The 23,471-nt window shown below is 66.0% G+C and carries 16 protein-coding genes; 4 read left to right on the plus strand and 12 right to left on the minus strand.

The window, feature by feature from the left end; all coding sequences use genetic code 11:
- The 5 genes from ACFE7K_RS02970 to ACFE7K_RS02990 form a co-directional block, all read right to left on the minus strand.
- Nucleotides 1-1,017, minus strand: a complete 1,017-nt coding sequence (locus tag ACFE7K_RS02970) for an arginine N-succinyltransferase (RefSeq protein WP_375396672.1) — start codon at nt 1,015-1,017, stop codon at nt 1-3.
- Nucleotides 1,018-1,060: 43 nt separating this feature from the next.
- Nucleotides 1,061-2,026, minus strand: a complete 966-nt coding sequence (locus tag ACFE7K_RS02975; protein WP_375396673.1) for a LacI family DNA-binding transcriptional regulator — start codon at nt 2,024-2,026, stop codon at nt 1,061-1,063.
- A 137-nt stretch (nt 2,027-2,163) separates the two neighbouring features.
- The gene (locus ACFE7K_RS02980) at nt 2,164-4,929 is read right to left on the minus strand and encodes a TonB-dependent receptor (protein ID WP_375396674.1); all 2,766 of its coding nucleotides are present in this window, start codon (nt 4,927-4,929) and stop codon (nt 2,164-2,166) included.
- A gap of 333 nt (nt 4,930-5,262) precedes the next feature.
- Nucleotides 5,263-6,891, minus strand: coding sequence for a sulfotransferase (locus tag ACFE7K_RS02985; protein WP_375396675.1), 1,629 nt, complete (start codon nt 6,889-6,891; stop codon nt 5,263-5,265).
- Entirely contained in the window at nt 6,891-7,970 is a 1,080-nt protein-coding gene (locus tag ACFE7K_RS02990; RefSeq protein ID WP_375396676.1) for a LacI family DNA-binding transcriptional regulator, read from the minus strand. Before ACFE7K_RS02990 ends, ACFE7K_RS02985 begins: the two co-directional genes overlap by 1 nt.
- A gap of 53 nt (nt 7,971-8,023) precedes the next feature.
- Between ACFE7K_RS02990 and ACFE7K_RS02995 the strand changes: the two genes are divergently transcribed.
- Both ACFE7K_RS02995 and ACFE7K_RS03000 read left to right on the plus strand, forming a co-directional pair.
- Complete coding sequence (locus ACFE7K_RS02995; RefSeq protein WP_375396677.1) at nt 8,024-9,484, plus strand: MFS transporter; 1,461 nt, start codon at nt 8,024-8,026, stop codon at nt 9,482-9,484.
- A gap of 127 nt (nt 9,485-9,611) precedes the next feature.
- Nucleotides 9,612-12,041, plus strand: coding sequence for a TonB-dependent receptor (locus ACFE7K_RS03000; protein ID WP_375396678.1), 2,430 nt, complete (start codon nt 9,612-9,614; stop codon nt 12,039-12,041).
- A gap of 143 nt (nt 12,042-12,184) precedes the next feature.
- Here ACFE7K_RS03000 and ACFE7K_RS03005 read toward each other — a convergent pair whose 3' ends face one another.
- Both ACFE7K_RS03005 and ACFE7K_RS03010 read right to left on the minus strand, forming a co-directional pair.
- A complete protein-coding gene (locus tag ACFE7K_RS03005; protein WP_375396679.1) occupies nt 12,185-13,396 on the minus strand; it encodes an MFS transporter in 1,212 nt (403 codons plus the stop codon).
- Entirely contained in the window at nt 13,389-14,492 is a 1,104-nt protein-coding gene (locus ACFE7K_RS03010; RefSeq protein WP_375396680.1) for an ester cyclase, read from the minus strand. The genes ACFE7K_RS03005 and ACFE7K_RS03010 overlap by 8 nt, the downstream gene beginning before the upstream one ends.
- An 88-nt stretch (nt 14,493-14,580) precedes the next feature.
- Between ACFE7K_RS03010 and ACFE7K_RS03015 the strand changes: the two genes are divergently transcribed.
- Nucleotides 14,581-15,591, plus strand: a complete 1,011-nt coding sequence (locus tag ACFE7K_RS03015; protein ID WP_375396681.1) for an ester cyclase — start codon at nt 14,581-14,583, stop codon at nt 15,589-15,591.
- 123 nt (nt 15,592-15,714) lie between these two features.
- Here ACFE7K_RS03015 and ACFE7K_RS03020 read toward each other — a convergent pair whose 3' ends face one another.
- The gene (locus ACFE7K_RS03020; protein ID WP_375396682.1) at nt 15,715-17,187 is read right to left on the minus strand and encodes an MFS transporter; all 1,473 of its coding nucleotides are present in this window, start codon (nt 17,185-17,187) and stop codon (nt 15,715-15,717) included.
- 618 nt (nt 17,188-17,805) lie between these two features.
- Here ACFE7K_RS03020 and ACFE7K_RS03025 point away from each other — a divergent pair.
- Entirely contained in the window at nt 17,806-19,002 is a 1,197-nt protein-coding gene (locus ACFE7K_RS03025; RefSeq protein ID WP_375396683.1) for a hydrolase, read from the plus strand.
- A 208-nt stretch (nt 19,003-19,210) separates the two neighbouring features.
- Here ACFE7K_RS03025 and ACFE7K_RS03030 read toward each other — a convergent pair whose 3' ends face one another.
- The 4 genes from ACFE7K_RS03030 to ACFE7K_RS03045 are packed head-to-tail and all read right to left on the minus strand — an operon-like array spanning nt 19,211 to nt 23,447.
- The gene (locus ACFE7K_RS03030) at nt 19,211-20,794 is read right to left on the minus strand and encodes a carboxylesterase/lipase family protein (RefSeq protein WP_375396684.1); all 1,584 of its coding nucleotides are present in this window, start codon (nt 20,792-20,794) and stop codon (nt 19,211-19,213) included.
- A gap of 50 nt (nt 20,795-20,844) precedes the next feature.
- Nucleotides 20,845-21,306 (minus strand): hypothetical protein, encoded by a 462-nt coding sequence (locus tag ACFE7K_RS03035; RefSeq protein ID WP_375396685.1) that lies wholly within the window; start codon nt 21,304-21,306, stop codon nt 20,845-20,847.
- Entirely contained in the window at nt 21,299-22,096 is a 798-nt protein-coding gene (locus ACFE7K_RS03040; RefSeq protein WP_375396686.1) for an alpha/beta fold hydrolase, read from the minus strand. Before ACFE7K_RS03040 ends, ACFE7K_RS03035 begins: the two co-directional genes overlap by 8 nt.
- A gap of 7 nt (nt 22,097-22,103) precedes the next feature.
- On the minus strand, nt 22,104-23,447 hold the full coding sequence (locus tag ACFE7K_RS03045) for an MFS transporter (protein WP_375396687.1): 1,344 nt from the start codon (nt 23,445-23,447) through the stop codon (nt 22,104-22,106).
- Between the last annotated feature and the right edge of the window lie 24 nt (nt 23,448-23,471).

The following is a 23,471-nucleotide window of genomic DNA, read 5'->3' on the forward strand; positions in this document are numbered from 1 at the left end:
TCAAGCCGGCACGATGGTAATCTCGGCGCCGGCGGCGATGCCGAGCCGCCGCGCGAGCGGTGGGGTGATATCGACCGTGTCCTCGTCCACGCGCGTGACTCCACCGTTCGTGGCGCGAAACATAGCCCCCTCACCGCAGCCCGTAAGCAATTCGACCCCCGGCTCACGCTCGAAGCGTACCATCCGCCGCTCCGCCTCGCGCACCGCGCGCAGCGCGTCGATGTCCGCCACCAGCGTTGGCCCGCCATCGAAGATGTCGACATAGCCCTCATCGCGGAAGCCCTCGGCCAGGAGCATGTCGCGCGCCGGGCGGCCCTCGTCGTGCGGGCTGCCGCACGCGGCCTGCGCCTCGGTGGGCAGCATCGACAGGTAGATCGGGTATCGCGGGCCGAGGTCCGCGATGAACTGGTTGCCGTGGAGCGCACCGGTGCGGTCAGCCTCCTGAAAATCCATGTCGTAGAAGTTCCGCCCGATCGCCTCCCACACCGGCGCGCGACCATCCGCATCCTGATAGCCGCGCAGTTCGGCGATGATGCGATTAGCGAACCACGATCGGTGCATCGCGATGAAGAGATAGCGCGCCCGCGCCATCAGGCGACCGAGCGCCAGACCACGGCGCGACGGGTCGACGAACAGACCGCCGACCTCGGTCTCGCCATCGAAATCGTTGGTGAGATTGAGCAGCATCTGCGCCTTGGTCCGCCCGAGCGACCGTGACACCGAAGCCTGGCGCGTCAGCCGATAGCTGTAGAACGGCCACTCCGCGCCGACGCGCGCGAACACCATGCCGGTCGCCGCGATCTCCCCGGCAATGTCAGCCACCAGCATGATCGCAGCGCCTGCATCGCGGGCGGCCGCATCCTCCATGGCTCGCTCTGCGAAGCTGATCCGAGCGGCGAGCGCGTCGCGGTCCGGCGGCAGGTTGGTGAGTCCACTGCCGCCCGACTCGGCGAGGCGCAGCACTGCGTCGAGATCACTCATTCGAACCGGCCGGATCAAAGGACGCATTTCAGTCATCGACCACGAATGCCGACGCTTGCATCCGCAGTCAACTACGCTTTTAGATTCTCGCCGATGTGCCTTCGATCAGTGTGCCGGCAAACGATCGCACCTCGTGAGGCAGGGTTGGATCCTCCAGACGCTCCATCAGCATCGTCACTGCGGCCATCGTCATCCTTCGGACGGGCTGACGTATCGTCGTCAGCCTGTAGCTGGGCCAGGCCGCCGGATCGACCCCATCGAACCCGACCACTGAGATGTCGTCCGGGAGCGACAGGCCCAGTTCATGGCGCGCCGCGTCGATCGCGCCGATCGCCATCAGATCATTGGCGCAGATGATGGCGTCTGGCCGCTCGCCCGTGTCGACCAGCGCCCTGAGGCCCGCCGCCCCGCTATCGTGGTCGAAGGCGCCCTGGACGATACGGGCGTCGAGCCCATGCTCGCGCAGGCGCGTGACGGCGCCTTCCACCCGCTGATTGCCGACAAAGCTGTCATGCGGCCCGGCGATGATGCCGAACGAGAGATGACCCGCTGCAACGAGCCGATCGACGAGCAGCCGTTCGCCGCCGATGGAGTCACAGCAGACGCTGGGAACCGGCTCGCCCTCCGCGAAGCGGTTGTAAAGCACGACCGGGACCTTGTGCCGCTCGAATGCCCGCAGTTGCGCCGCCGACAGGCGCGCGGCCGATATCACGCCGTCGACGCGGTAGCGCCACACCTGGTCGAGCGCCGCATCCACGTCGCTCTCGCTCTGTAGCGCGAACAACAGCACGCGCACGCCGCGCTCGTCCAGCCGGTGCGTGAGCTCGGCGAGCACCTCGGGATAGTAGAGATTGGTCAGGTTGGAGATCAGCACGGCGACGAGATTCGAACGCTTGGTGATGAGCCCCGAGGCGATCGCGTTGGGCTGGTAGCCGAGTTGTGCGGCCGCCTTCTGAATTACCCTCCGCTTGTCCGCCGACAGGCTGCCGCCCGGCCGGAAGCAACGCGAAACGGCGGACTGCGACACGCCGGCGAGCTGGGCCACGTCATACGACGTGGCAGGGCGGTCGCCCCTCGTGTCAGATTGTGGCTTCATAGGCTTCATGCGCCACGCTTAGCGCGTCGTGGGTTCCGCCGAAATGGTTCGCGTGGCGGTCGCCGCGCGACCGCCACGCCCGTCCGTCAGAAGCGGACGCCTCCGCTGATGCCGTAGGTGCGCCCGATCGCGTAGTTCGCCTGCAGCGTCCGGTTGTTGGCGTAGACGGCGCGAGTGATGACCGCGCTGTCCTCCAGATTGTTCACGAACGCCTGCAACCGGAACCTCGCATCCGCGCTGCGCCAGCCGAGACGCAGATCGGTCCGCGTGAAGGCCTTCTGGTCGCCGAACCCGGGTGTGATGTCGGTGAGGATGTAGTCGCCGCTGAAATAGGTCTGGACCTCGGGCGTCAGTGTGCCCGCCGCGCCCAGCGGGATGTCGTACGACACGCCGGCCTGGATGGTGATGTCGGGGGAAAAGGCCTTGCGCGAAACGTACTTCGTGCCGTCCGCGCCGGTGCCGGCAATCACGTACAGGAACTGGGGAACGCCGCCGATGACGATCTGGTTACCGTCGGGACCCCGTAGCGGGACGAAGCGGTTGGGATCGGTCCGGGCATTGGGAAAGGGCGTGCCCTGCACGGTATTGATCTCGCCGGATGCCGCCGTACAGCTCGGCGTGACGTTGCAGAACGTCGCGGCGCCGCCGAAGTTGAACAGGTTGATGGCGTAGTCGCGCTCCCGCGCATGAAGGTAGTTGACCGCGATGTTCACCGACAGGCCGCGAACGGGTCGGATCACCGCCTCGGCGTCCACGCCGTACGCGTCGTCACGGCCGATATTCTGGACGAGCGCGATCACCGATTGCAGCGGATTGTTGGGATTGGGAATCGAAGTCTGGGCCTGCAGGTTGCTGTACCTGTTATAATAGGCCGCCAGATTGAAAGTGAATTGACCGTCGAGAAAGGTGTTCTTCGAGCCGACCTCGTAGGCGGTCACCTTCTCCGGATTGAAGGCCAGAAGGGTCGGCACGCCAGCGACGGTCACGGCGCCGGTGTTGAACCCACCGGAGTGGACGCCGGTCGAGTAGCTGGCGTAGATCATGTGGTCGCGGTCGAACTTATAGTCGATGGCGCCGCGATACGTCACGAAGTCCTGCGACAGCGAGTTGCAGACGAACCTGTAGGCCGTCGATATCGTCGCCGCGCTCGCGTTCGACGCGCCGTTCGCCGCGATGAAGCCGCCGCAGACGTAATTGATGGGATCGTTGATGCTGTGGGCGTAGTAGGATGACCCGGTGCCGCCGGCCGCCGTCGTGTTGAACACGCTGGCGAGCAGCGTCTTGTCGTCCCGGGTATAGCGCGCGCCCGCGGTCAGCGTGAGCTTGTCCGCGATGGTGTAGGATAGCTGGCCGTAGGCCGCATACGACTTGATCCGCTGCCGATAGGCGCTGAAGCTGTCATAGGCGGAGGTCTGGTTGAGGCCCTGGGCGGCGGTGGGCAGCGCGGTGAAGCCGAACGTGTAATATTGCTGCCCGGCCGGCGCGGTCGCCGTCACGTAGCTGCGATTGACGTTGGTGACGTTCCGCTCGGTGACGTCATCGTTGTAATAATACCCGCCTAAAATGTATTTGAACGGGCTCGCACTGTCGCTCGACAACACCTGCAGTTCCTGCGTGAACGTCTTGGCGCGGGTGGCGAGATAGGAATAGTTGAGCAGCACTGGAGTGAGGCTGTTGCCGGTGCGGACGTTCTCGAAGTCCGAATAGCTGGTGATCGACCGCAGCGTCACCGGGCCCAGATCGTAGGTGATGTGGCCCGAGCCGGCATATTGCCGGGCGTCCAGCAGCGTCGATCCGGCGAAGTTGATCCGGTAGGGATCCGCGTCCACGGGAATGCCCACGTCGACGCCGTTAACGTCGGGAATGCCGTCGCGGTAGCGCGAATCGACGAGGAGCGGGGTGCCGGTATAGCTCTGGCCGTTGAAGCCGTTCGGCAGCGCGTAGGTGACGCCGTTGCGCGTGAGCGACTGACCCGGCTGGCGGATCAGGTCGCGATCGACCAGCACACCGACCTCCTTGTAGCCGAAGCCGTACTGGCCGGCCCCGCCCTGGTCCAGATAGGATCCCCGCAGGACGATCTCGAGCCCCTCCACGGCGCGCGGTGCCACCCGGAGCGTGCCGCGGACGAACCACTGGTCGACGTCGCCCGCGTCGTTGCCCGCGGGGTTCGAGTTCTTGATGTAGCCGTCCTGCTTCTCGCGCATGCCGGCCACGCGCAACGCCACGCCGTCGGTCAAAGGCACGTTGACGAAGCCGTCGAGCCGATACCGGCCGTAATTGCCGTAGATGCCGTCGAGCCCGCCTTCGAAGCGGTCGGTGGGCAGCGCGGAGTTGAACGCGATGTTGCCGCCGAAGCTGTTGCGCCCGTATAGCGTCCCCTGCGGCCCCTTCTGGACCTCCACGCGCGCAAGGTCGACGATCGGCGGGATCTGGCTGGTGCGGGACTGATAGATGTCGTCGATGTAGATGCCGATGCGAGGATCGCCGTTCACCGCAACGTTCTCGGTATAGGTGCCGCGAATGGCGGGGCGCAGGTCGGACCCGGAACGGCCCATGCGCACGCCCGGAACCAGCTGCTCCAGCCGTTCGACGGTCGTCACCTGGGCGTTCAGCAGGGTCTTGCCTGATAGCGCAGTCACCGACAGCGGGATGTCCTGGACGCGCTCCTCACGGCGCTGCGCAGTGACGACGATGTCGGAATCGACGTCTGCCTGGGCATCGTCAGCGACCGGCACGGGAGGGACAGGCACCGTCTGCGCCGAGGCGATCCCGATCGAGAACGCGGCAAGCGCAGTACCACAGAGGAGGGAGCGCATCGCCGGCCTGGCCACGTCATGGATGGTTGCACGCATTGCCTGTCTCCCCCTGTCAAGACCTGTTCGGTCATGAATGCGTAACAGGATATGACTGCGGATGCAGAAAGAGTCAACGACAACAGATTTCACGCGAACGGTCGTGGAAACATTATGTCTTCAAGGCTGGCAATCCCGAAACAATTAAGCGGGGCGGCGCGTCCACGGCCGCCAACCAGACATGATCATGTTCCCGCACGATGCATTGCAGGCAGTGAATGCCCGAATAACGCTGTCCTCGAGATGCCGTCTCTTAATGGCGGAAATGAGTAATCCTTCGAGCGCAAGGGGCATCTCCGCCGCGTGTCGAAGCGTAAGGCGGCCGACGCTACCTCAAGGCCCGGCCTCGACGCACGCCACGGCATCTCCCAACGCCTCGCGCAACGGCCCGAGCCATGGCTCGAAGTTGCGCCACTGATCGATACCGTCGCTCGACAACGGGCGCCGCACCTGTTCGGAACTGGCGGTCCGCACGGCGCGCTCGGTCTTGTGGAAAGCCAGACACGCTGGTTCGAAGTCCAGCCGGCAATGGGCGAGCAGCTTGCGGATCTCGCCCGGGGCGTCGCCGACCAGCGCCTCGTGGTCGATGCGGTGCACGCGCCCGGGCAGTACGATGTCGTAATGCGCCATCATCTCCACATATTCGCGGTAATAGCGACCAAGTTCGCCGAGGTCGTAGGTGAAGCCCTGGCCACGCGAGAAGTGCTGCTTGAAGGCGGAAAAGCCCGTCGCCATCGGGTGACGCCGCGCGTCGATGATCGTCGCGTTCGGCAGGATCAGGTGGATCAGCCCGACATGCGCGAAATTGTTCGGCATCTTGTCGACGAACAGGGGCCGCGCGCTCTTGCGCTGGATGCGCGTGCCATCGAGGTAGCGCCGTCCCAGCGTCGCGAGTTCGTCACGCGACAGCGCGAGCAGCCCGTGCAGATAGCTGGCGTGCGCCGGGTCGCGGCCTGGGTCGTGACGCCCGGTCAGGTCGGCGGCGATGGAGCCGATGTCGGGCAGCTCCATTGTGCCTTCGACCTTGCTGTGGCTGGCGAGGATCTGTTCGATCAGCGTGGAGCCCGCCCTGGGCAGGCCCACGACAAAGATCGGGTCGGCCGCCGGATCGCCCGATCCGGCGCGGTCCTTGAACGCCTCGCTGGTCATCAGCATGCGCGTGGCCGCGAGATGGCCGGTCGCCTGCCCGGCATCGTAGCGCAGCTCGGCACGTCGCAAGGAGTTTCCGAGCGCATAATGCTCGAACGATGCGGCGTAGTCGCGCATGTCCTCGAGCGCCTTTCCCAGCGCGAAGTGCAGGTGGTAGCGGTCCTCGGGGCGGACGGCCTGCGGCAGCGCTTCCAGCATCGCGGCGATGTCCTCCCGACCGAGACCGACGATCTTGAGATTGGCGATACTCCACCACGCATCCCCGAGCGTGGGCGCGAGATCAATCGCGCGACGATAGGCGGCGATCGCGTCGTCCTGCCGGGCCACCGTCTTCAATACGTGGCCATAGCTCACCCATAGCCTCGGCTGGTCCGGATGACGCCCGAGAATCTCCTCGTAGATACCGATCGCCGCACGATAGCCGCCCGTGCGCACCAGCACCGCCGCCTTGACCGCGAGGTGGCCGACATGGGCAGGATCGTTCGCGATCAGCCGGTCTGCCTCGGCATGCGCCGCCGCGAACTTGCTCTGGCGGTGCAGCACTGTCACATAGTTGGCGCGTGCAGCATCAAAGTCGGGCGCAAGTTCCAGCGCTCTGGCAAGCAGCGTCTCGGCATCGCCATAGCGCCCGATGCGGCCCGCGACCTCGGCCAGCATGCGGATGGCGGCGATGTCGGTCGGAGCGGCGCGCAACCGCTCGCGCAAGGCCCGCTCCGCAACCGCGATCTCGCCTCGCTGCATCGCCGCCGCGGCTGCGACCAGCAGCGGCTGGCGCTGCGCGTCGTCAAGCGCCGCGGCAAGATCCAATCGCATCAGCCGGCCGTCGCCGCGCGCTGCAATCGACCCGGGAACAGCCGATATTCGACGACGGCACCCTTACCCTCGATCTGCCGAGCCATCATCTCCACAGCTGCTCGCGCCATATGCTCGATCGGCTGATCGACCGATGCGATCCCGTTGCTCAGCCAGCGCGATGCCTCGATCCCGTCGAAGCCGGCGACCATGACGTCGCCCGGCACGCTCCTGCCCAGCTTGTGGACCAGCGCGTCCTTCGCGCCGATCGCCATCATGTCGTTGGCGGCGATGACCGCGTCGTAATCGTCAATCCCCCGCGCCGCCCAGTCGGCGACCGCCGCGACGCCCCTTTCATAGTCGAAATCGCCACGAAAACTGGCGACCACGCCAGCGTCTTGCGTTGCAAGCTCCTCCTCGACGCCGCGCATCCGCTCGTTCCCGACAAACGAGTCGCGATACGACCGGATCAACGCGACGCGGCGCGCTCCGCCATCCAGAACATGCCGGGCGATCAGGACGCCCGACGCATGGTGGTCGCACCCGACCGCCGCGCAGCGATCGTCGCCCGGCCTGTTGTAGAACAGCAACGGCACCCGCGCGCGCTCCAGCTGGTCGATCAGCGGCGACGGGATCGGCGCCGCGGCGACGACGCCGTCGAGCTGGTATGACAGCACATGGTCGATCACGTCGCCGATCTCCTCGTCGTCCTCCAGCAGGAACAGCATCACGCGAACCCCGATCGTCGAGAATGCCTGGCTGAGCGCGAGCAGCACGCCCGGGTGATGCCGGTTGGTCTCGTTGAAGAGGATCAGTCCGACCACGTTCGAGCGGCGCGTTGCGACCGCGCGCGCCATCACGTTCGGGCGGTAGCCGAGCTCGGCGGCGGCGCGCAGGATGCGCGCGCGCTTCTCGGGCGCGACGCTCGCCCCAGGCGTGAAGGCGCGCGATACCGCCGATGCGGACACCCCCGCCGCGCGTGCCACATCCTCGGACGTCAGGCGACGGTGCGGTGACGCGGCGGATCCGTCGGCGGCCTTCCGGCCTGCTGAGCGCCGGCGCGCCTTCACCCCGGTATCCACCGCGTGGGGAGATTGCATGGGCTTGCAATGCCCGTTAGGTTCGACAGCTTCATGAGCTCCAGGTCTTATCCATGATCGGCCGGACGATCAACGATGGCGCCCTCGACTCGACGCAGGCACCGCCACTCACACGCCGCTTCAAGCTTGCCTACGGCATCGGCAGCATGGCGGAGGCCGTCGTGATCTCGTCGACGACACAGTTCCTCATGCTGTTCTACAACCAGGTGCAGGGCCTGCCGTCCGAACGTGTCGGCATGGCGATCGCCGCGGGACTCGCCGTCAACGCCATCGTCGATCCCCTGGTGGGGAGCTGGTCGGACCGGACGCGCTCGCGCTTCGGCCGGCGGCACCCGTTCATGGCGCTGGCGATCGTTCCGGTCGCCCTGACCTTCTTCGCGCTGTTCAATCCGCCCACGAATTCCGGTCAATTCGTGCAACTTGCCTGGCTGGCTGGGCTCAACATCCTGCTCCAACAGGCTCTGACCGCTTTCCACACACCCCATCTCGCGCTCGGCGGCGAGCTGACCACGGACTATATCGGGCGCACGCGCGTGATGAGCTACAACACCTTCTTCCTGTGGGCCGGCGATACCTTGTGCTGGGTCGCGACCTTCGGATTGTTCTTCGGGGCGACCACGGCTTTCCCGAACGGCGCGCTCGATCCGTCACGCTATCCCCTGTTCTCCGGAACGATCGCGGTGCTGGTCGCGGCAATCCTTTTCACATCGACCTTCTTCACGCGCAAGCGCATCCCCTGGCTGCCGAAGGCGCCGGTGGCGATGGGGCGCTTCTCGCCACGAGCGTTCATCAACGACGTCAAGCATGCGCTCTCGAACCGAAACTATGTGCTGCTGCTCGCCAGCCTGTTCTTCCTGTCACTGATGCAGGGCGTGCGCGGGGGATTGTGGATCTACACCGCGACCTTCTTCTGGCAACTGACCAACGCGCAGATAACGTGGTTCGCGCTCGGCAGCTTCGTGAGCTACTCGTGCGGTTCGCTGATCGTCGCCTGGACCCACCGGCGCTTCGACAAGCGCTACACCGGGGCGGTCGCCGTCGTCGTCTACTGCGTCGGGCCCGCGCTGCCGCTCGCCCTCGGCTGGGCCGGCGTGCTCAGCGCGCGGACGCCGGGCATCCTCGTGATCCTGATCGGCTTCTCGCTGCTGCAACACCTGCCGTTCAGCCTGATGACGACGACGATGTTCTCCGCCCTGGCCGACATCGCCGACGAGAACGAGTTGCGCTTCGGCGAACGCCAGGAAGGCGTCCTGTTCTCGACGCAGACCTTCTTCTCGCGGATCGACCAGGCGGTCGGAGCCGCCCTCGCGGGGTGGGTGCTCCATCTGATCGCATTCCCCGTTGCGGCGGTGCCGGGCCATGTCGCGGCATCGACGTTGCATGGGCTTGCGGCGGCGTTCGTGCTTTCTACCCTTCCCGGGATCGTCGCCGCCCTCTTCTACGCGAGGCTCGGCCTGACGCGTGCCAGCTATGACGCCACGCGGCTGGGGCTGGAAGGCATTACCGATCGATAAGGCTCGTTCAGCAGGCCTATTGCAAGGGCTTGCACTACATGCCATCCTAACGGCTGTCCGGAGGTGAATAGACCGCGACAGCGGCGTGACGCGTCTGGAACGATGGAGTCCGACAAGGGGAAGCATCATGCCGTCTCGTACCCGTCTGCTGATCGTCCTGGCCGGGAGCTCCGCACTCGTCCTACCCGCGATCGCGATCGCGCAGACCGCCGTCGTTCCGGCGCCAGCACCGGCGCCAGCACCGGCGGACGCGGGCGACACCACCGACATCGTCGTCACCGCGCAGAAGCGGGACGAGAGCATCCAGTCGGTGCCGATCAGCATCCAGGCGCTGGGCGAGCGGCGTCTAAGCGAATTGCAGGTCCGCAACCTTCAGGACTACGTCCAGTTCCTGCCGAGCGTCAGCTTCGCACGCGGATCGACCGGCGTCCCCGGAAATGTGTCGACGAGCTTCCGCGGCATTGCGACCGACGCTGGATTGGTCGCCAGCGCGACGCTGCCGACGGTGGGCATTTATCTGGACGAGCAACCAGTCACATCGATCGTCGGTTCGCTCGACATCCACGCCTACGATATCGCGCGCGTCGAGGCGCTCGCCGGGCCGCAGGGCACGCTCTACGGCGCGTCCGCGGAAGCCGGCGTCATCCGCATCATCACCAACAAGCCCGACCCGACCAGGTTCAGCGCCGGTGTCGATCTCGAGGCGAACCAGATCTTCCGCGGCGGCGCGGGCGGCATGGCCGAAGGCTTCTTCAACGTACCCATCGTGAAGGACCGCATCGCGTTGCGCGCGGTCGGCTGGTACAACCGCACCGGGGGCTACATCGACAGCATCCAGCGTTCACGCACGTTTCGCTCGTCCGGCATCACGCAGACCTCGCTGGTGGGCGACAACCTGAACTCCTCCGATGTCTACGGACTGCGCGCGCAGCTCGGGATCGAACTGGACGATAACTGGACGATCACGCCCTCGATCAACTACCAAAAATCGACATGGGATGGTCCCTATCGCTCTGACGACGACAAGGCTGGCGTGCTCAAGGTCGCGCACTTCTATCCCGAGTTCGGTCGCGACGAATTTTATCAGGCCGGAGCCACGATCACCGGCAAGGTCGCCGACTTCGACATCACCTACGCCGGCTATTACATGGATCGCCGCTTCGCGAGTCAGAACGACTATTCCGACTACGGCTTCTACTATGATGCGATCGCCGGATCCGGCGCAGGCGTGGTGGATGACGCCGGCAAGCTCATCAACCCGTCGCAGCTGTTCAACAACAAACGGCATTCGACAAAGCTGAGCCAGGAGTTCCGCGTCTCGTCGCCACGGGATGCCCGCTTCCGGATACTCGCGGGGCTTTTCTACCAGCGACAGACCGAGTTGGGTGAGGACGACTATTTGACACCCAACTTCGCCACACGCCTGTCGGTGCCCGGCCGGCCCGGTCAGGTCTGGCTCACACGGCAGAACCGCGTCGATCGCGACTATGCAGCCTTCGGCCAGTTCGACTTCGACCTGACTGACAAGCTGACGATCACCGGGGGCCTGCGCGGCTACAAGTTCAACAACGACCTGGTCGGCTTCTACGGCGTGAACACTACCTACTTCGGGACCGGCGTGCGTCAGTGCCTGGGGCCCAAGACGGGTCCGTTCGGCCTCGGCGTGGCGATCGTGCCGGGGACGCCGTGCACCAACCTCGGCGTCCTGAACGCCGACGGGACGATCTCGCCGAAGCGCTCGAAGGGGGACGGCTTCACCTACCGGGCCAATGCGACCTACAAGTTCGACGGCGACCATCTGGTCTATGGCACGGTGTCGAGCGGTTTCCGGCCCGGCGGCATAAACCGCGGCGGCGCGGCGGCGGCATTCGACGCCGACAAGCTGACCAACTACGAGATCGGCACGAAGAACAGCTTCCTCGACCGGCGCGTGACGCTAAACGTCACGGCGTTCTGGGAGGATTGGAAGAACGTGCAGGTCACGTATGCGCCGCCGGGCAGTTTCGGTGTCGCGGTCATCACCAATGCGGGCGGGGCGCGTTCGCGCGGGATCGAAGGCGACGTGTCGTGGCGCGACCCGAGCGGCTTCTCGCTCACCGCGAACGCCACCTACGTCGATGCCAAGCTGACCGCGCCGCTGTTCACCGGCGGCACGACGCCGACCGCGGCGGCGGGCACCAAGCTGCCGCTGACGGCCAAGTTCAAGGGTTCGGTGATCGGCCGCTACGAGTTTGATACGGGCGCCTGGCGCAGCCATGTCCAGGCATCGGCCGCGTATATCGGCGACCGGACCGCGACGCTGCCAACCGCCGATTCCGCCAAGCTCGGGATCAGTCCGGCCTACACCCAGATCGACGCCAGCATAGGCGCCAGTCGGAACGGCACGACGATCGAGATCTACATGCGCAACCTTAACGACGTGCGCGGCGAGCAGAGCCGTTCGGCGCAGTGCAACATCAACTATTGCGGGCCGTCGACCTTCGATCCGGTCGGCGAGATCTATCGCGTCTACAACCAGCCGCGCACGATCGGTCTTCGCTTCGGGCAGAAGTTCTGAGAATCCGTTTGGAATGCGCTGAAGGCCCGCTCCCCCACCCGACCACCCACACGGTATTCTGATGGGTGGCCGGGTGGGGGAGCGGGCTGGCACCGCATAAAACTCGCTCTTTCGCGAGTTTTCAAACAGTCTCTGAGGTGACCTCAGGCCGTGCTGTCTTCGGTTTCGGCCCTGCCCAGCGTCTCGGGCAGGGCCAGCCAGATCGCGACCCCGGCTAGATAGACGACCGCGCCGCAAGCCATCGTCCACTGCAATCCGATGCGGGGGCTGGCAAAGGCGAAGAATAGGGGCGCGCCGATCGCGACGATGTGGCCGGCGTGGAACAGCGCAGCGCCGTGTGGGCGCAAGCGTTCGGGAAACAGTTCGGCGAACCACACGCCCCAGGCGGATGTGCATGACAGCCCCAGGCCAAAGGCGAACGCGACAAGGTCAAGCACCCGCCCGGTGAACCCACCGAACAGGAAGGTAACGATCGCAATCGCGCAGAGGACATAGCCCGACGCGGCGCTCCGCCGTCCGAAGCGATCGGAAAGCCAGGCCCAGAAGAATCCACCGATCAGCGAGCCCGCCCCGAGTATCGCGACCACCGCGCCGATCCGTCCAGCGTCGAAGGCGAGCGCCTGCTTCATGTAGAGCGTCACGAAGGCGGCGAACAACTGATAGGCGTTGAAGTCGATGCCCGATAGCAGGACGCAACCGAGAGTCAGCCAGCGCCAACGTGGCGAGAGCATCGCGCGCCAGCCTCCAGGCAACCTGCCCACTTCATCCGGGACCGCCCGACCGGCACCATGATCGTCCGGCACGAGAATGAAGGCAAGCGGCGCCACGATCAGCGGCACCGCGCCGATCCACATCAGCAGATGCCAATACCCATCGCCCAAGGCTCCACCAAGCGCGCCAAGCAGGATGTTCGACAGCGGATACATCGCCGAATTGAGCGCGATCAGACGACCGCGCACCGATGCCGGAAACAGCGCGACGACGAGCCCGGTCGCCACGACGTAGTAGCCACCGAGCGCCGCCGACATCATCGCACGCACGCCGAACCATAGCGGAAATCCGGTCGCGAGGGCCTGCAGGATGGCGAACCCGCCGATCGCCGCCGCGATCGCCGTCACCGCCCGCCGTTTGCCCGCCCATGCGATGAACCCCGCCCAGCCGAACGCGCCAGCCGTGATACCGATATTCTGCGCGACCGAAAGGTTCGCGGTGTCCGTCAGCGTGAAACCATAGCCGCTGACCAGGTATGGCCGCACGTAGTCGACCACGTTGAAATTGTAGCAGTAGAACAGATACCCGATCAGGACGACGCCATAGGCAGCTACCCTCCTGCCTAATGTCGCATGTTCAGCCATTAGTCGATGCGCGATAGACCTGAGCAAGCACCCCGACCTCGTCGAATACCGTCCACTCCTCGACGATGCGACCGTGCGCCCCGAAGCGGCAATGCGTCATGCCGGGAATCGCAATCGGGAAACCCGAGGGCATGTCGCCGAACCACGCGCCGCCGCGACTGGTACCGGCAAGCTCCCAGCGCACCGCAGCTATGACGCCATCGGTTTCCTCCGACCAGCAGACATGGCCGATGGTCATGCGCGCATCGGGCATCGCGGCGAGCAGCGACAGATGCAGTGCGCGAATGCCGGCGCCGCCCTCGCCTACGCGTCCGCCCGCAGTGTGCAGGCGCGCCGCCGGATCGTAATGCACCACGATCTGGTCGAACATGCGGCGGTTCCAGACGTCGTGGAACAGGTGGCGCACGTGTTGTTCAAGCGTTTCGCGTGGCTCTTCGAGGGGCAGCGGCGGCGTCTGGCCGTCAAGCCGCATGGGCCAGCCGCGAACGTAGAGTTCGGCCGGCGCCACGTCCGCCACCCGGCGTGCGGCATCATGCAGGTCAATCCCGAGTTGCCGGACGAGCGCGCCGTTGTCGCGCGCGAGCCATTCGGTGTGGATGCGGCCGTTGAGCGAGATGCAGTCGGCGCAGAACCGGATCGTCGCGCTCCTGCCCGTCGCCGGCCCATAGCCGGTCGCACCGACGTTCAGCCCCGTGCCGAAGCCGAGATGGCTGGTGTAAAAGCCGTCGCGAGCGTTGCCGCTCCAGGCGACGTTCAGGAAATGGTTGTCGAGGTCCGGCGACGCCGCCATCGACACGGTCGTGCCCTCGACCACCCGGTCCACGCCGCGTCCGACATCGGTCGCGGTGTAGACGACGCAATTGGGATCGTAAGTCTCGTAGATCAGGCCGACCGCACCGTCGATCCAGATGCGCCGCGTGATCTTGACGATGTAGTCGACGATGTCGGCATATTCGTCGGGAAAGCCGGCGAGATCTCGATCGGGCCGGGCGACAACGGCGAGCATTGCGCTCTCGGTGACGTGGCGCACCTGCGTGACCGCTGCCCGCTGGTCGATACTAAATGGGAAATCATGCCCTGCCTGTTGCCCGTCCACCGGAATTTTTCCTTCGCTTCCCCCTTCAAATTCTTGCGAGCATGACGCACGGAATGCAAGCGCCTGCAACGACGAAAATGAGGTATCAATGACCAGCGACTTCCAACCCGAAAAGGCGATTGTCCGTGCGTTTCACGCTGAGCTCGCGACGGCGACGCCCGACACGGTCGGCGGCATTCTCGCTAGCCATGTCGCTTCGGACTGGCATTGGCGAGGCATGCACCCTTTTCATGAGCAGCATGGCGCCAGGGCGGTCGCCACGGCGTTCTGGGAACCGTTGCTGGGCGCAATGACACGGCTCCAGCGGCGGCCCGACATCTTCATGGCGGGGCTGAACGAGATCGACGGATTCAAGGGCAGCTGGGTCGTGCAGATGGGTCACCTGATGGGCCTCTTCGATCGCCCATTCCTGGGCATCCGGCCAACCGGGCGCATCGTCATGCTGCGGTTCGTCGAATTCAACCGGATCGAGGACGGTCGCATCGCCGAGACCGCCATGTTCGTGGATCTGCCACATCTGATGATCCAGGCTGGGCAGGACCCGTTCCCGCCACAGACCGGCGCACACCTCGTCCAGCCGGGGCCGATGACGCATGCCGGCCTGATGTACGACATGCAGGACCCGGCAGAGGGTCACGCGACGCTGGCCGCGATCAACGCGATGCTCAACAATCCGTTCAGTTCGGTCGATGGCGTGGACGAGGAGACGCGGCTGAAGCGGGTCTGGCACGACGACATGATCTGGTGGGGGCCCGCCGGGATAGGGGCGAGCTACACCATATCGCGCTACATCAAGCAGCACTGCGAACCGTTCGACGATGCGCTGCACGACGGCTATCGCTTCAACGGCCACCTGTGCCGTATGGCGGAGGGGCAATTCGGGGGCTTCTTCGGCTGGGCGAACCTGACGATCCAGAATGCGGGGGGCTATCTCGGCATGACTGCGGGTCCCGGTCCGAGCGAGATGCGCGTCGTCGATCTCTACCGCGCGCAGGACGGCAAGCTCGCGGAAAACTGGATTTTTATCGACATCCTCCACTACCTCGCGCTTCAGGGGCTCGACGTGTTGGGAAGAATGGCGTCGATCACCGAATACTGAGAGACTGTTTGAGGACTCGCGAAAGAGCGCGTTTTCAAACAGCCGCTTGGGTCGACAACCCGGCGTTAGAGCTCGCCGGTTAGACGAACGAGCGATCCACTTGGTGGTCGATCATTGAACCGGTCAGGCGGGCTGGCGAGGTGGCGCATCCGCGACAGGGGTCGCCACAAGCGCGGCCGCTCGCCGATCGGCGAGCGCGGCCTGAGTGGCACCATAGCTCTCGCGCGAGACGCGGAGCATGCCGTAGAAGACCACCGCGACCAACCCGGGCAGCGTCGACAGCACGAAAGCCGCGGCAAGACCGGACAACACCCCGGGTGCGATCTGTCCCGGCACGGCTTTTGCCGGGAAGGCGACCATCGTCAGCACCCAGCCGGCAAGTGCGGTGCCGATCGCCTGATCGACCTTGGCGAACAGCGTCCGTGTCGAGAACAGCACGCCCTCCTGGCGGATGCCGTACTTCAGCTCGTTCTCGTCGGCGATGTCCGTCAGCGCTGAGTAGATGGTCGTCGTCATGATGCTGTATGGCGCATGCTGTAACGTGGAGAACGCGATCAGGATGACCACGAGGCCGGGGGTGCCGGGGCCCATCACGCCCAGCCATCCCAGCGCCAGCGGAGTGGCAGGTCCTACGCAATAGACGAAGATCGCCGCCATGCCGGTCCAGCGCTTGTCGAACCTCGCGTGGAGCCTGGTCACGGCGAATGCGCCGAACACGTAGCCCGCGAAGCTTCCGATGACAAAGAAGCTGATCTGGTCGTTGGTCAGCAGCCAGAAGAAGGTGGCCGTGTAGATCCATAGACCGTTCCGGATGCCGCTCATGAGCGACGGGAAGAAGAAGCCGATCAGCAGCACGACGTAGCTACGGTTGGAGAGCGCACGGCCGAGATCGCGCAGGAACTCCCTTCCCCCGAATTTCGGCGTCTCGGGAGCCCGCACGGGAAGATAGGGTATGCACCGCCGCGTGAACCAGCTCGAGATGAAAAGGCAGCCGAGGATGATCGCCGCAACGGTGAGAGAGAACACCGGCCAGCGCGAGGGATCGAGTGCCCCGTTGGGGAATGCCGCGGTGGCGCGGAAGAAGACCGCGAACGAGAGCAGCCAGCCCGCGGTGTCACCCATCCACAGGAAGAACATGTTCCAGCTCATCACGTTCGTGCGCTCGAGATAGTCCCCGGACAGCTCCCCGCCGAACGCGAGGTGAGGGGTATGGAATATCGTCATGGCCTGGACGAGCAGGACGTTGACGACGCACAGCCACACGGCCTCCCCGAGATGATCGAGCGCGGCCGGCGGATTGAACACTGCCCAGAACAGCAGTGCTGCCGGGACCACGGATGCGAACATAAACGGGTGCCGGCGTCCCCATCGCGAGTTGGTGCGGTCGGACCAGGAGCCGACCATGGGGTCGAACAGCGCATTGACGACCAGGCCAGCGGCAAGGGCCATCCCGACCCAGTCGGCGGGCACACCGCGCACCTGGTTGTAGTATAGCAGCAGGAAGCCGTTGGTCACGGTGAGCACGATGGACTCGGCGGAGCTACCCAGCGCGAACGCCGCCTTCAGTCCGCGACGGAGCGGAGGCGCTTCCCTCATCGCGCAGAACCCGCTGTCGAGCGCGTCACGCCAAAAAGCCACCTATTACGGAGCATTGATCGACCAGATCGCTCTCGGTAGTCGCAAACCTCGGCTAATCCACATCTCGACGTGCGTGGCGCACTCACGACGGTCCACATGGAGGACGTGCGAAATGCAGGTCAGCTTCATGGAAATGCCGTTCTCGCCGTAGAGGAGCGAGATCCACACCGTAGTCGACCGTTTTTGAACCACCCTCGACCCTGACCGCATATGCGTAAAAGATTGCATTCGCAGTCAAGACTATTCGATCCTCTTTGGCAAGGGCGATGGAAGCTGCTTGACCGGGTTGTGCATGGGACCAACCCGATGTCGCGGGCGAAGGTGCGTGTTTCGCGGGCGATGTAGCAGCTGCCGTTGTCCGTCAGCCACTCGATCGGCTCGGGCACGCGGTTCACCCGTCGAACGTTCGGTCCGTCCGCTGGCGCTCACCCGCAAGAACGCGTTGTTGCCGGCTCCAACCAAGGTGACGAAACCCCTACGAACACATCTGCAATCTGGACAAGCGAGCCAGATCGCTTAACGTTTAACCCGAAATAGCAATAACCTGAATCAAACATCTAGAGTGACACAACTTCGATGCCGAGACTGACCAACGAGGAGGCGGCGGCGGTAGCGTTCGTCGCGACGCAGCCGATGCTGGCGCAGGTCGAACGGTGGTCGGCGGTCAATAGCGGAACCCGCAATCTCCGCGGACTGGCGCAGACCGCGGAGATGCTGCTGGCGGACTTCGGTACGCTGCCCGGCACCATCGCGCTGATCGATGGGGACAGCGCGGAACAGGTCGATGCGCAAGGGCGCGTCACCTTACTCGATCACGGCCGGCACCTGCATCTCCGCGTGCGGCAGGAGGCTCCGGTACAGCTATTGCTGACCGGACACATGGATACGGTATACCCGGCTGACCATTCCTTTCAGACGCTGACATGGCAGGACGACGGCACGCTGAACGGTCCCGGCGTCGCGGATATGAAGGGCGGGCTTGCCGTGATGTTGGCGGCGCTCAAGGCGGTGGAGGCCAGTCCGCGCGCATCGCGGATCGGCTATGAGGTCGTCATCAACTCGGATGAGGAGACCGGATCGTTCTCGTCCACCGCGCTCATCCGCCGCGCCGCCAGAGGCAAGATCGCCGCACTGACCTACGAACCCGCGTTACCCGACGGCACGCTGGCGGGCGCGCGTGGCGGCACCGGCAATTTCTCGATCGTCGTGACCGGGCGCAGCGCGCATGCCGGGCGCGATCCGGAAAACGGGCGCAACGCGATTGCCGCGGCGGCCGACTTGGCGGTGCGGCTGCACGCGATCCGGACAACCGGGCTCGCGGTCAATCCGGCGAGGATCGAGGGCGGCGGCCCGAACAATGTCGTGCCGAACAACGCCGTGCTGCGCATCAACTTCCGCCCCGCATCGCACGACGAGATCGTCCGCGCCCAAACGACGATCGATACCGAGGTCGCGGCGGTCGCCACAGCTCATGATGTGAAGATTGTCGTACACGGCAGCTTTAACCGCCCCCCTAAGCCGATCGACGAGGGCGCGGCGCGGCTGTTCGCGCTCGTCAAGGCATGCGGTGCGCAACTCGGGCTGTCGATCGGGTGGCGCGCGACGGGTGGCGTATGCGACGGAAACACCATCGCCGCCTGTGGCGTGCCCGTGGTCGATACGATGGGCGCGCGCGGCGGCGCAATCCACTCCGCGCAGGAGTTTCTGATCGTCGAGAGTCTTGCGGAGCGCGCCGCCTTGTCCGCGCTTACGATCCTGCAGATCGCGTCGTAGACGGGCGCGCTTCGAAACAGGATTTCCACAAAGATGCGGTCCTTCGTACGGCTACTCGAACATCCGCTGATGCCGTTGAGGACCAATGCTCTTTTCTCCGGGCCCAACCAGGGAAATCTCGTTCGCAAGACGAGCGTTTCCAGGCCTCGATCACAGAGATCGCACAGGATGTTTGGTTTCGTCATACCCATCGAGTCGGCAAACGGGCTCAGCGACTCGCGGCGCGCCAGCGTTGCGGCAGCCGGCCGCTCTTGCGGAACGACCGGATGAACTGAAACCGCGCGGTGCCCGTTTCGGCGGCGCCCGCCGTCGCGTCCGGCATGATGGCGAGCACCCGGGACCCCGGTCCACCATAGGACGGCCATAGCGGCAGGCCCGCACCGTTGGGGTCGCCGTTGGCCGCAAAGTTGGTCCAATACGTCATCATCATGTCCGCGGTCGCGCGATCGCGGTCGCCCGGCGCGCCGCCGCCGCGCCCCGGCATTGGCGGCGCGAGATTGCCGAACACGTACTTTACCTCGGCGGTATGGTTGGCGATCGGCGAATAAGGCGAGGTGAACGAGAATTGATAGGCGTAGACGCCCGTCCGCCGCATCTGCTGCTGGAGCACGAGCAGCTCCCAGGTCTGTTCGGAAATGACAAGGTCGCCGATCAGCGTCTCCGCCGACAAGGGATCGGCGGGCGGATAGACGAGGCCGAACGCCGCCATCCGATCGGTCCCGAACAGCGCGGTGGCGGCGGAGCGGAACGCCTCGGGCGTCGCATGGGGCAGCGCGCGCGGCAGGAACAGCGGCACTTCCTCCCGCGCATTCCACCCGGCCAGCAGCGGCACGTTTGCCGCGCCGCCGCGCGCGAATACGGCGGCGGGCGCCTCCCGCAGCACATAACCGTCGACGCTCGGCGAGAAGGCCGTCGTGATCGGATCGAGCCGGAAGTCCCATCGCCCCGCCGCGTTGAGCTGCTCTGCCGGCATCGCCCGGAGCGCGGTCAGGTCGGCGGCGCCGAGCCGCTGCTGGAATTTGGTGCCGCGGGCGAGCGCCTCGGCATGCGTCGCGAGCGAACCGTGCTCGCCGTCCCAGAAGGCACCGCTTTCGGCGATCGCCTTGGCGAACAGCCTCCTGGCCGGCGGCGAGGCCATTAGAATGCCGACCGCGTGCGCGCCGGCCGATTCGCCGAAGATCGTGACGTTCGCCGGGTCGCCGCCGAATGCCGCGATATTGGCGCGGACCCAGCGCAGTGCGGCAATCTGGTCCTGCAAGCCGTAATTGCCCGAGGCCGGCCCCTCGCGATCCAGCGCGGGATGGGCGAGGAAGCCGAACACGCCGAGCCGATAGTTGAGACTGACGACGACGACGTTGTGCTGGGCCAGTCTGGTGCCGTCATAGCCGGGCTGCGCGGACGACCCGAACTCGAAGCCGCCGCCATGGATCCACACCATGACCGGCCGCTTGGCCGTGGCCGTCGCCGCTGAAGTCCATATGTTGAGGGTGAGGCAGTCCTCGCTCTGCGGCACGACCAGCATCGGCCCGGGCAGCGGCGAGGCGAAGCAGGGCGTGCCGAAACGGGTTGCGTCGCGCGGCATGGCCCATTTTGCCGCCGGCTGCGGCGCGCGCCAGCGCAGCGGCCCGACCGGCGGCGCGGCATAGGGGATGCCCTTGAACGCGATGATGCCCGCGTCCGACGCCGAACCATGGACCGCCCCCGATCGCGTTACAACGTCGACCGCCGGGGCGGCCGCCGGCGCGGCCGTCGGCATCAGCATGGCGGCGATCGGCAGGAGGACGCGTTTCATGAATGACCTCTAACTTCGCAAAGGTTGCCCAAGCGGGATGCGGCGGCCGATCAGCGCGGCCGCTTGCCGGCGAGCAGCGGATGGATATCGCGTTTTTCGACCTCGGTCCGCTCGCGCAACCGGGCGAGCATGTCTGCCACCGACCGGCGATATCCGTCCCAGTCCGCCACCACGCTGGTCGATGGCCAGCGCGCCACATGGTGCGCTGCCGCTTCGTGATATTCATGCAGCAGCCGCCGGAAATCCTCGACCGCGGGCGTCGCCGTCACCGCGGTCGCGACGCGCAGATACGACAGGATCGCACCGTCGACATGCTGGAGGTGGCGGCGTAGCGCCCGCGAAAAGCGCAGCCGGGCGGTCGACAATGCCGCGCCGTCGGGCAGCGCCGTGAGCCGGGAAAGACGCTCCATCTCCCGCGCGCCGGCTTCGACCTCGTCGTTGATCGCGCGCAGTTCCGCCAGCAGAAGATCGCCCGCTGGCGAACCGTCCGTGGAGGGTTCGGCGTCAATCATCTCGCGCGCCCGCCTCCGCGTCGGCCCCGCGCATGAACGCGGTCAGCAGCGGATTGAACGCAGGCATCAGATTGGGGAAATGGTTCGACGACGCGACGATCTCGTGCCGCCCGCCGCCGACCAGGGCCACCCGCCTGCCGACCGCATCGAACGCCGGGCTCCAGCCGCCGGTCACCACCAGGAGCGGGATACCGGCCTGTTTGATCGTCTCCAGTTCGTTACGCAGCGTCTTGGCGGACGGCACCTTCAATCTGGCGATGCCGCGGCCCCTGGCCTTCAGTTCCTCGCGGCTTGTCCCACCCCGGATGCCGCCGGGGATGCCGACCAGTTTGGCGAAGCCCACCGCGCGGCGTTCCGGCGAGAAGCTGAAGACCAGCGTCGTCACCAGCTTCAGCACGAACCGGCGAACATGCGGATCGTCGATCGCGAGCTTCTGCATGCCCGGTTCGATCAGCGTCAGCGACCGCACCGCAGCCGGCCGGCGCGCCGCCGCCGCGAGCGCGACACACCCGCCGAACGAATGTCCGACCAGATGCGCGCCATCGCCGAGCAGGTCCGCGACCCATGCGCCATCAGCCTCGGCATCGTCGGGGCGGCCAGGCGCCGGGCTGCGGCCCTGACCGGGGCGGTCGGGAACGATCAGCTGCCAGCCTTGTTCGGCCAGCACCTGCTGGCCAGCGAAATGATGGTCGCCGCCGACCGTGCTGCCTTGCGCGCTGCCATGGACTAAGACGATTTTGGGTCCGGCATGGCCCCAGCGGGTGATATGGATATGATCCAGGCTCGACATGGCGTTCCTACGTTGCCGCGGGTTCGGCATTCGCGACATGCCCGTCCAGCGTCCACTCGTGAAGCAGCAATATCAGACCGGCGAACACGGCGCACGCACCGAACGCCGCCGAGACCGCGCCCTGGCCCAGCCCGGAGGCGAACAGCCACCCCGCAAGCAACGGCGCAGCAGCACTGCCGATCCGGCCGATACCGATGACGAAGCCGCTGCCCGAAGCGCGCGCCTCGGCGGCGAAGCTGACCGCGAACGTCGCATACAGCCCAGCAATGCCGCCGAACAGGAAGAAGCCGCATATCCCCGCCGCCAGCACCAGCAACGGCAGCGACGCCGGCGTCAGGCCGAACACCGTCGTCGCAAGGCCGAGCCCGATCATCGTCGCCACCGTCAGCCGGTTCAACCCGGCCCGCCGCGCGAGCCAGCCAAGCATCACGCCTCCGGCGATTCCGGCGAGGTTGGCGGCGGCGGCCACGAGGCTGGCGGTCGACGGTGGAAAACCGGCCTCGGCCACCATTTGCGGCAGCCAGCTCAGCACGTAATAGACCGCCATGACGAACAGGAAATTGGCCAGCGTGACCCGGATCGTCGTCCCGACCTGCCGCGGCGCGAACACCGCGGCATAGCCGGCATCGGCCTTGATCGTTTCGGGCGGGAGGATGGTCACGCGATCCCGACCGCAGCGGACGAGCAGCGCGTTGACGCGCGCCAGGCTGTCGCCGCGCCGCCGGGCGAGGAGGAAGGCGAGCGGCTCGGGCAGGAACAGGAGGACGACAGGGATGAGCAGGACCGCCGCGGCGACGCCGGCGAGGAACACCGCCGGCCAGCCATAGAACCTGAGCAGCAGCGCCGAGGCGAGCCCGCCGACCAGCCCGCCGAGCGGATAGCCCATCGCCATCAGCGCCAGCGCCAGCGCACGCCGCCGGGTGTTGGCGAACTCCGCAGCCAGCGGGTTGATCACGGCGACCATCGCGCCGATGCCGAGCCCGGTCAGCACCCGCCACGCAACGAGCTGCGACAGCGATACCGCGAAGGCCGACAGCAGCATGCCCGCCGCCATCAGCATCAGGCTGGCCAGGACCAGCGTGCGCCGGCCCACGATATCGGCGAACGGCGCGAGCACCAGCGAACCGAGCGCCATGCCCGCCAGCCCCGCCGACAGGAGCCCGCCGAGCGCCGCCTTGCCGACACCCCAATCCCGCGCGATTGCGGGGGCAGCGAAGGTGACCGACAGCACGTCATAGCCATCGAGCGCGGACAACGCGACCGTCACCGCCACCGCGGCGATCTGCGCGCGGCTCATCGGCGCCGCGCTGAAACCACGGCGAAGATCGCCGGGATCCACGGCGATCGTCATTGCGAGCATTCGGAAGGCAACGTG

The organism is uncultured Sphingomonas sp. (assembly GCF_964244265.1).
Classification (GTDB): Bacteria; Pseudomonadota; Alphaproteobacteria; order Sphingomonadales; family Sphingomonadaceae; genus Sphingomonas.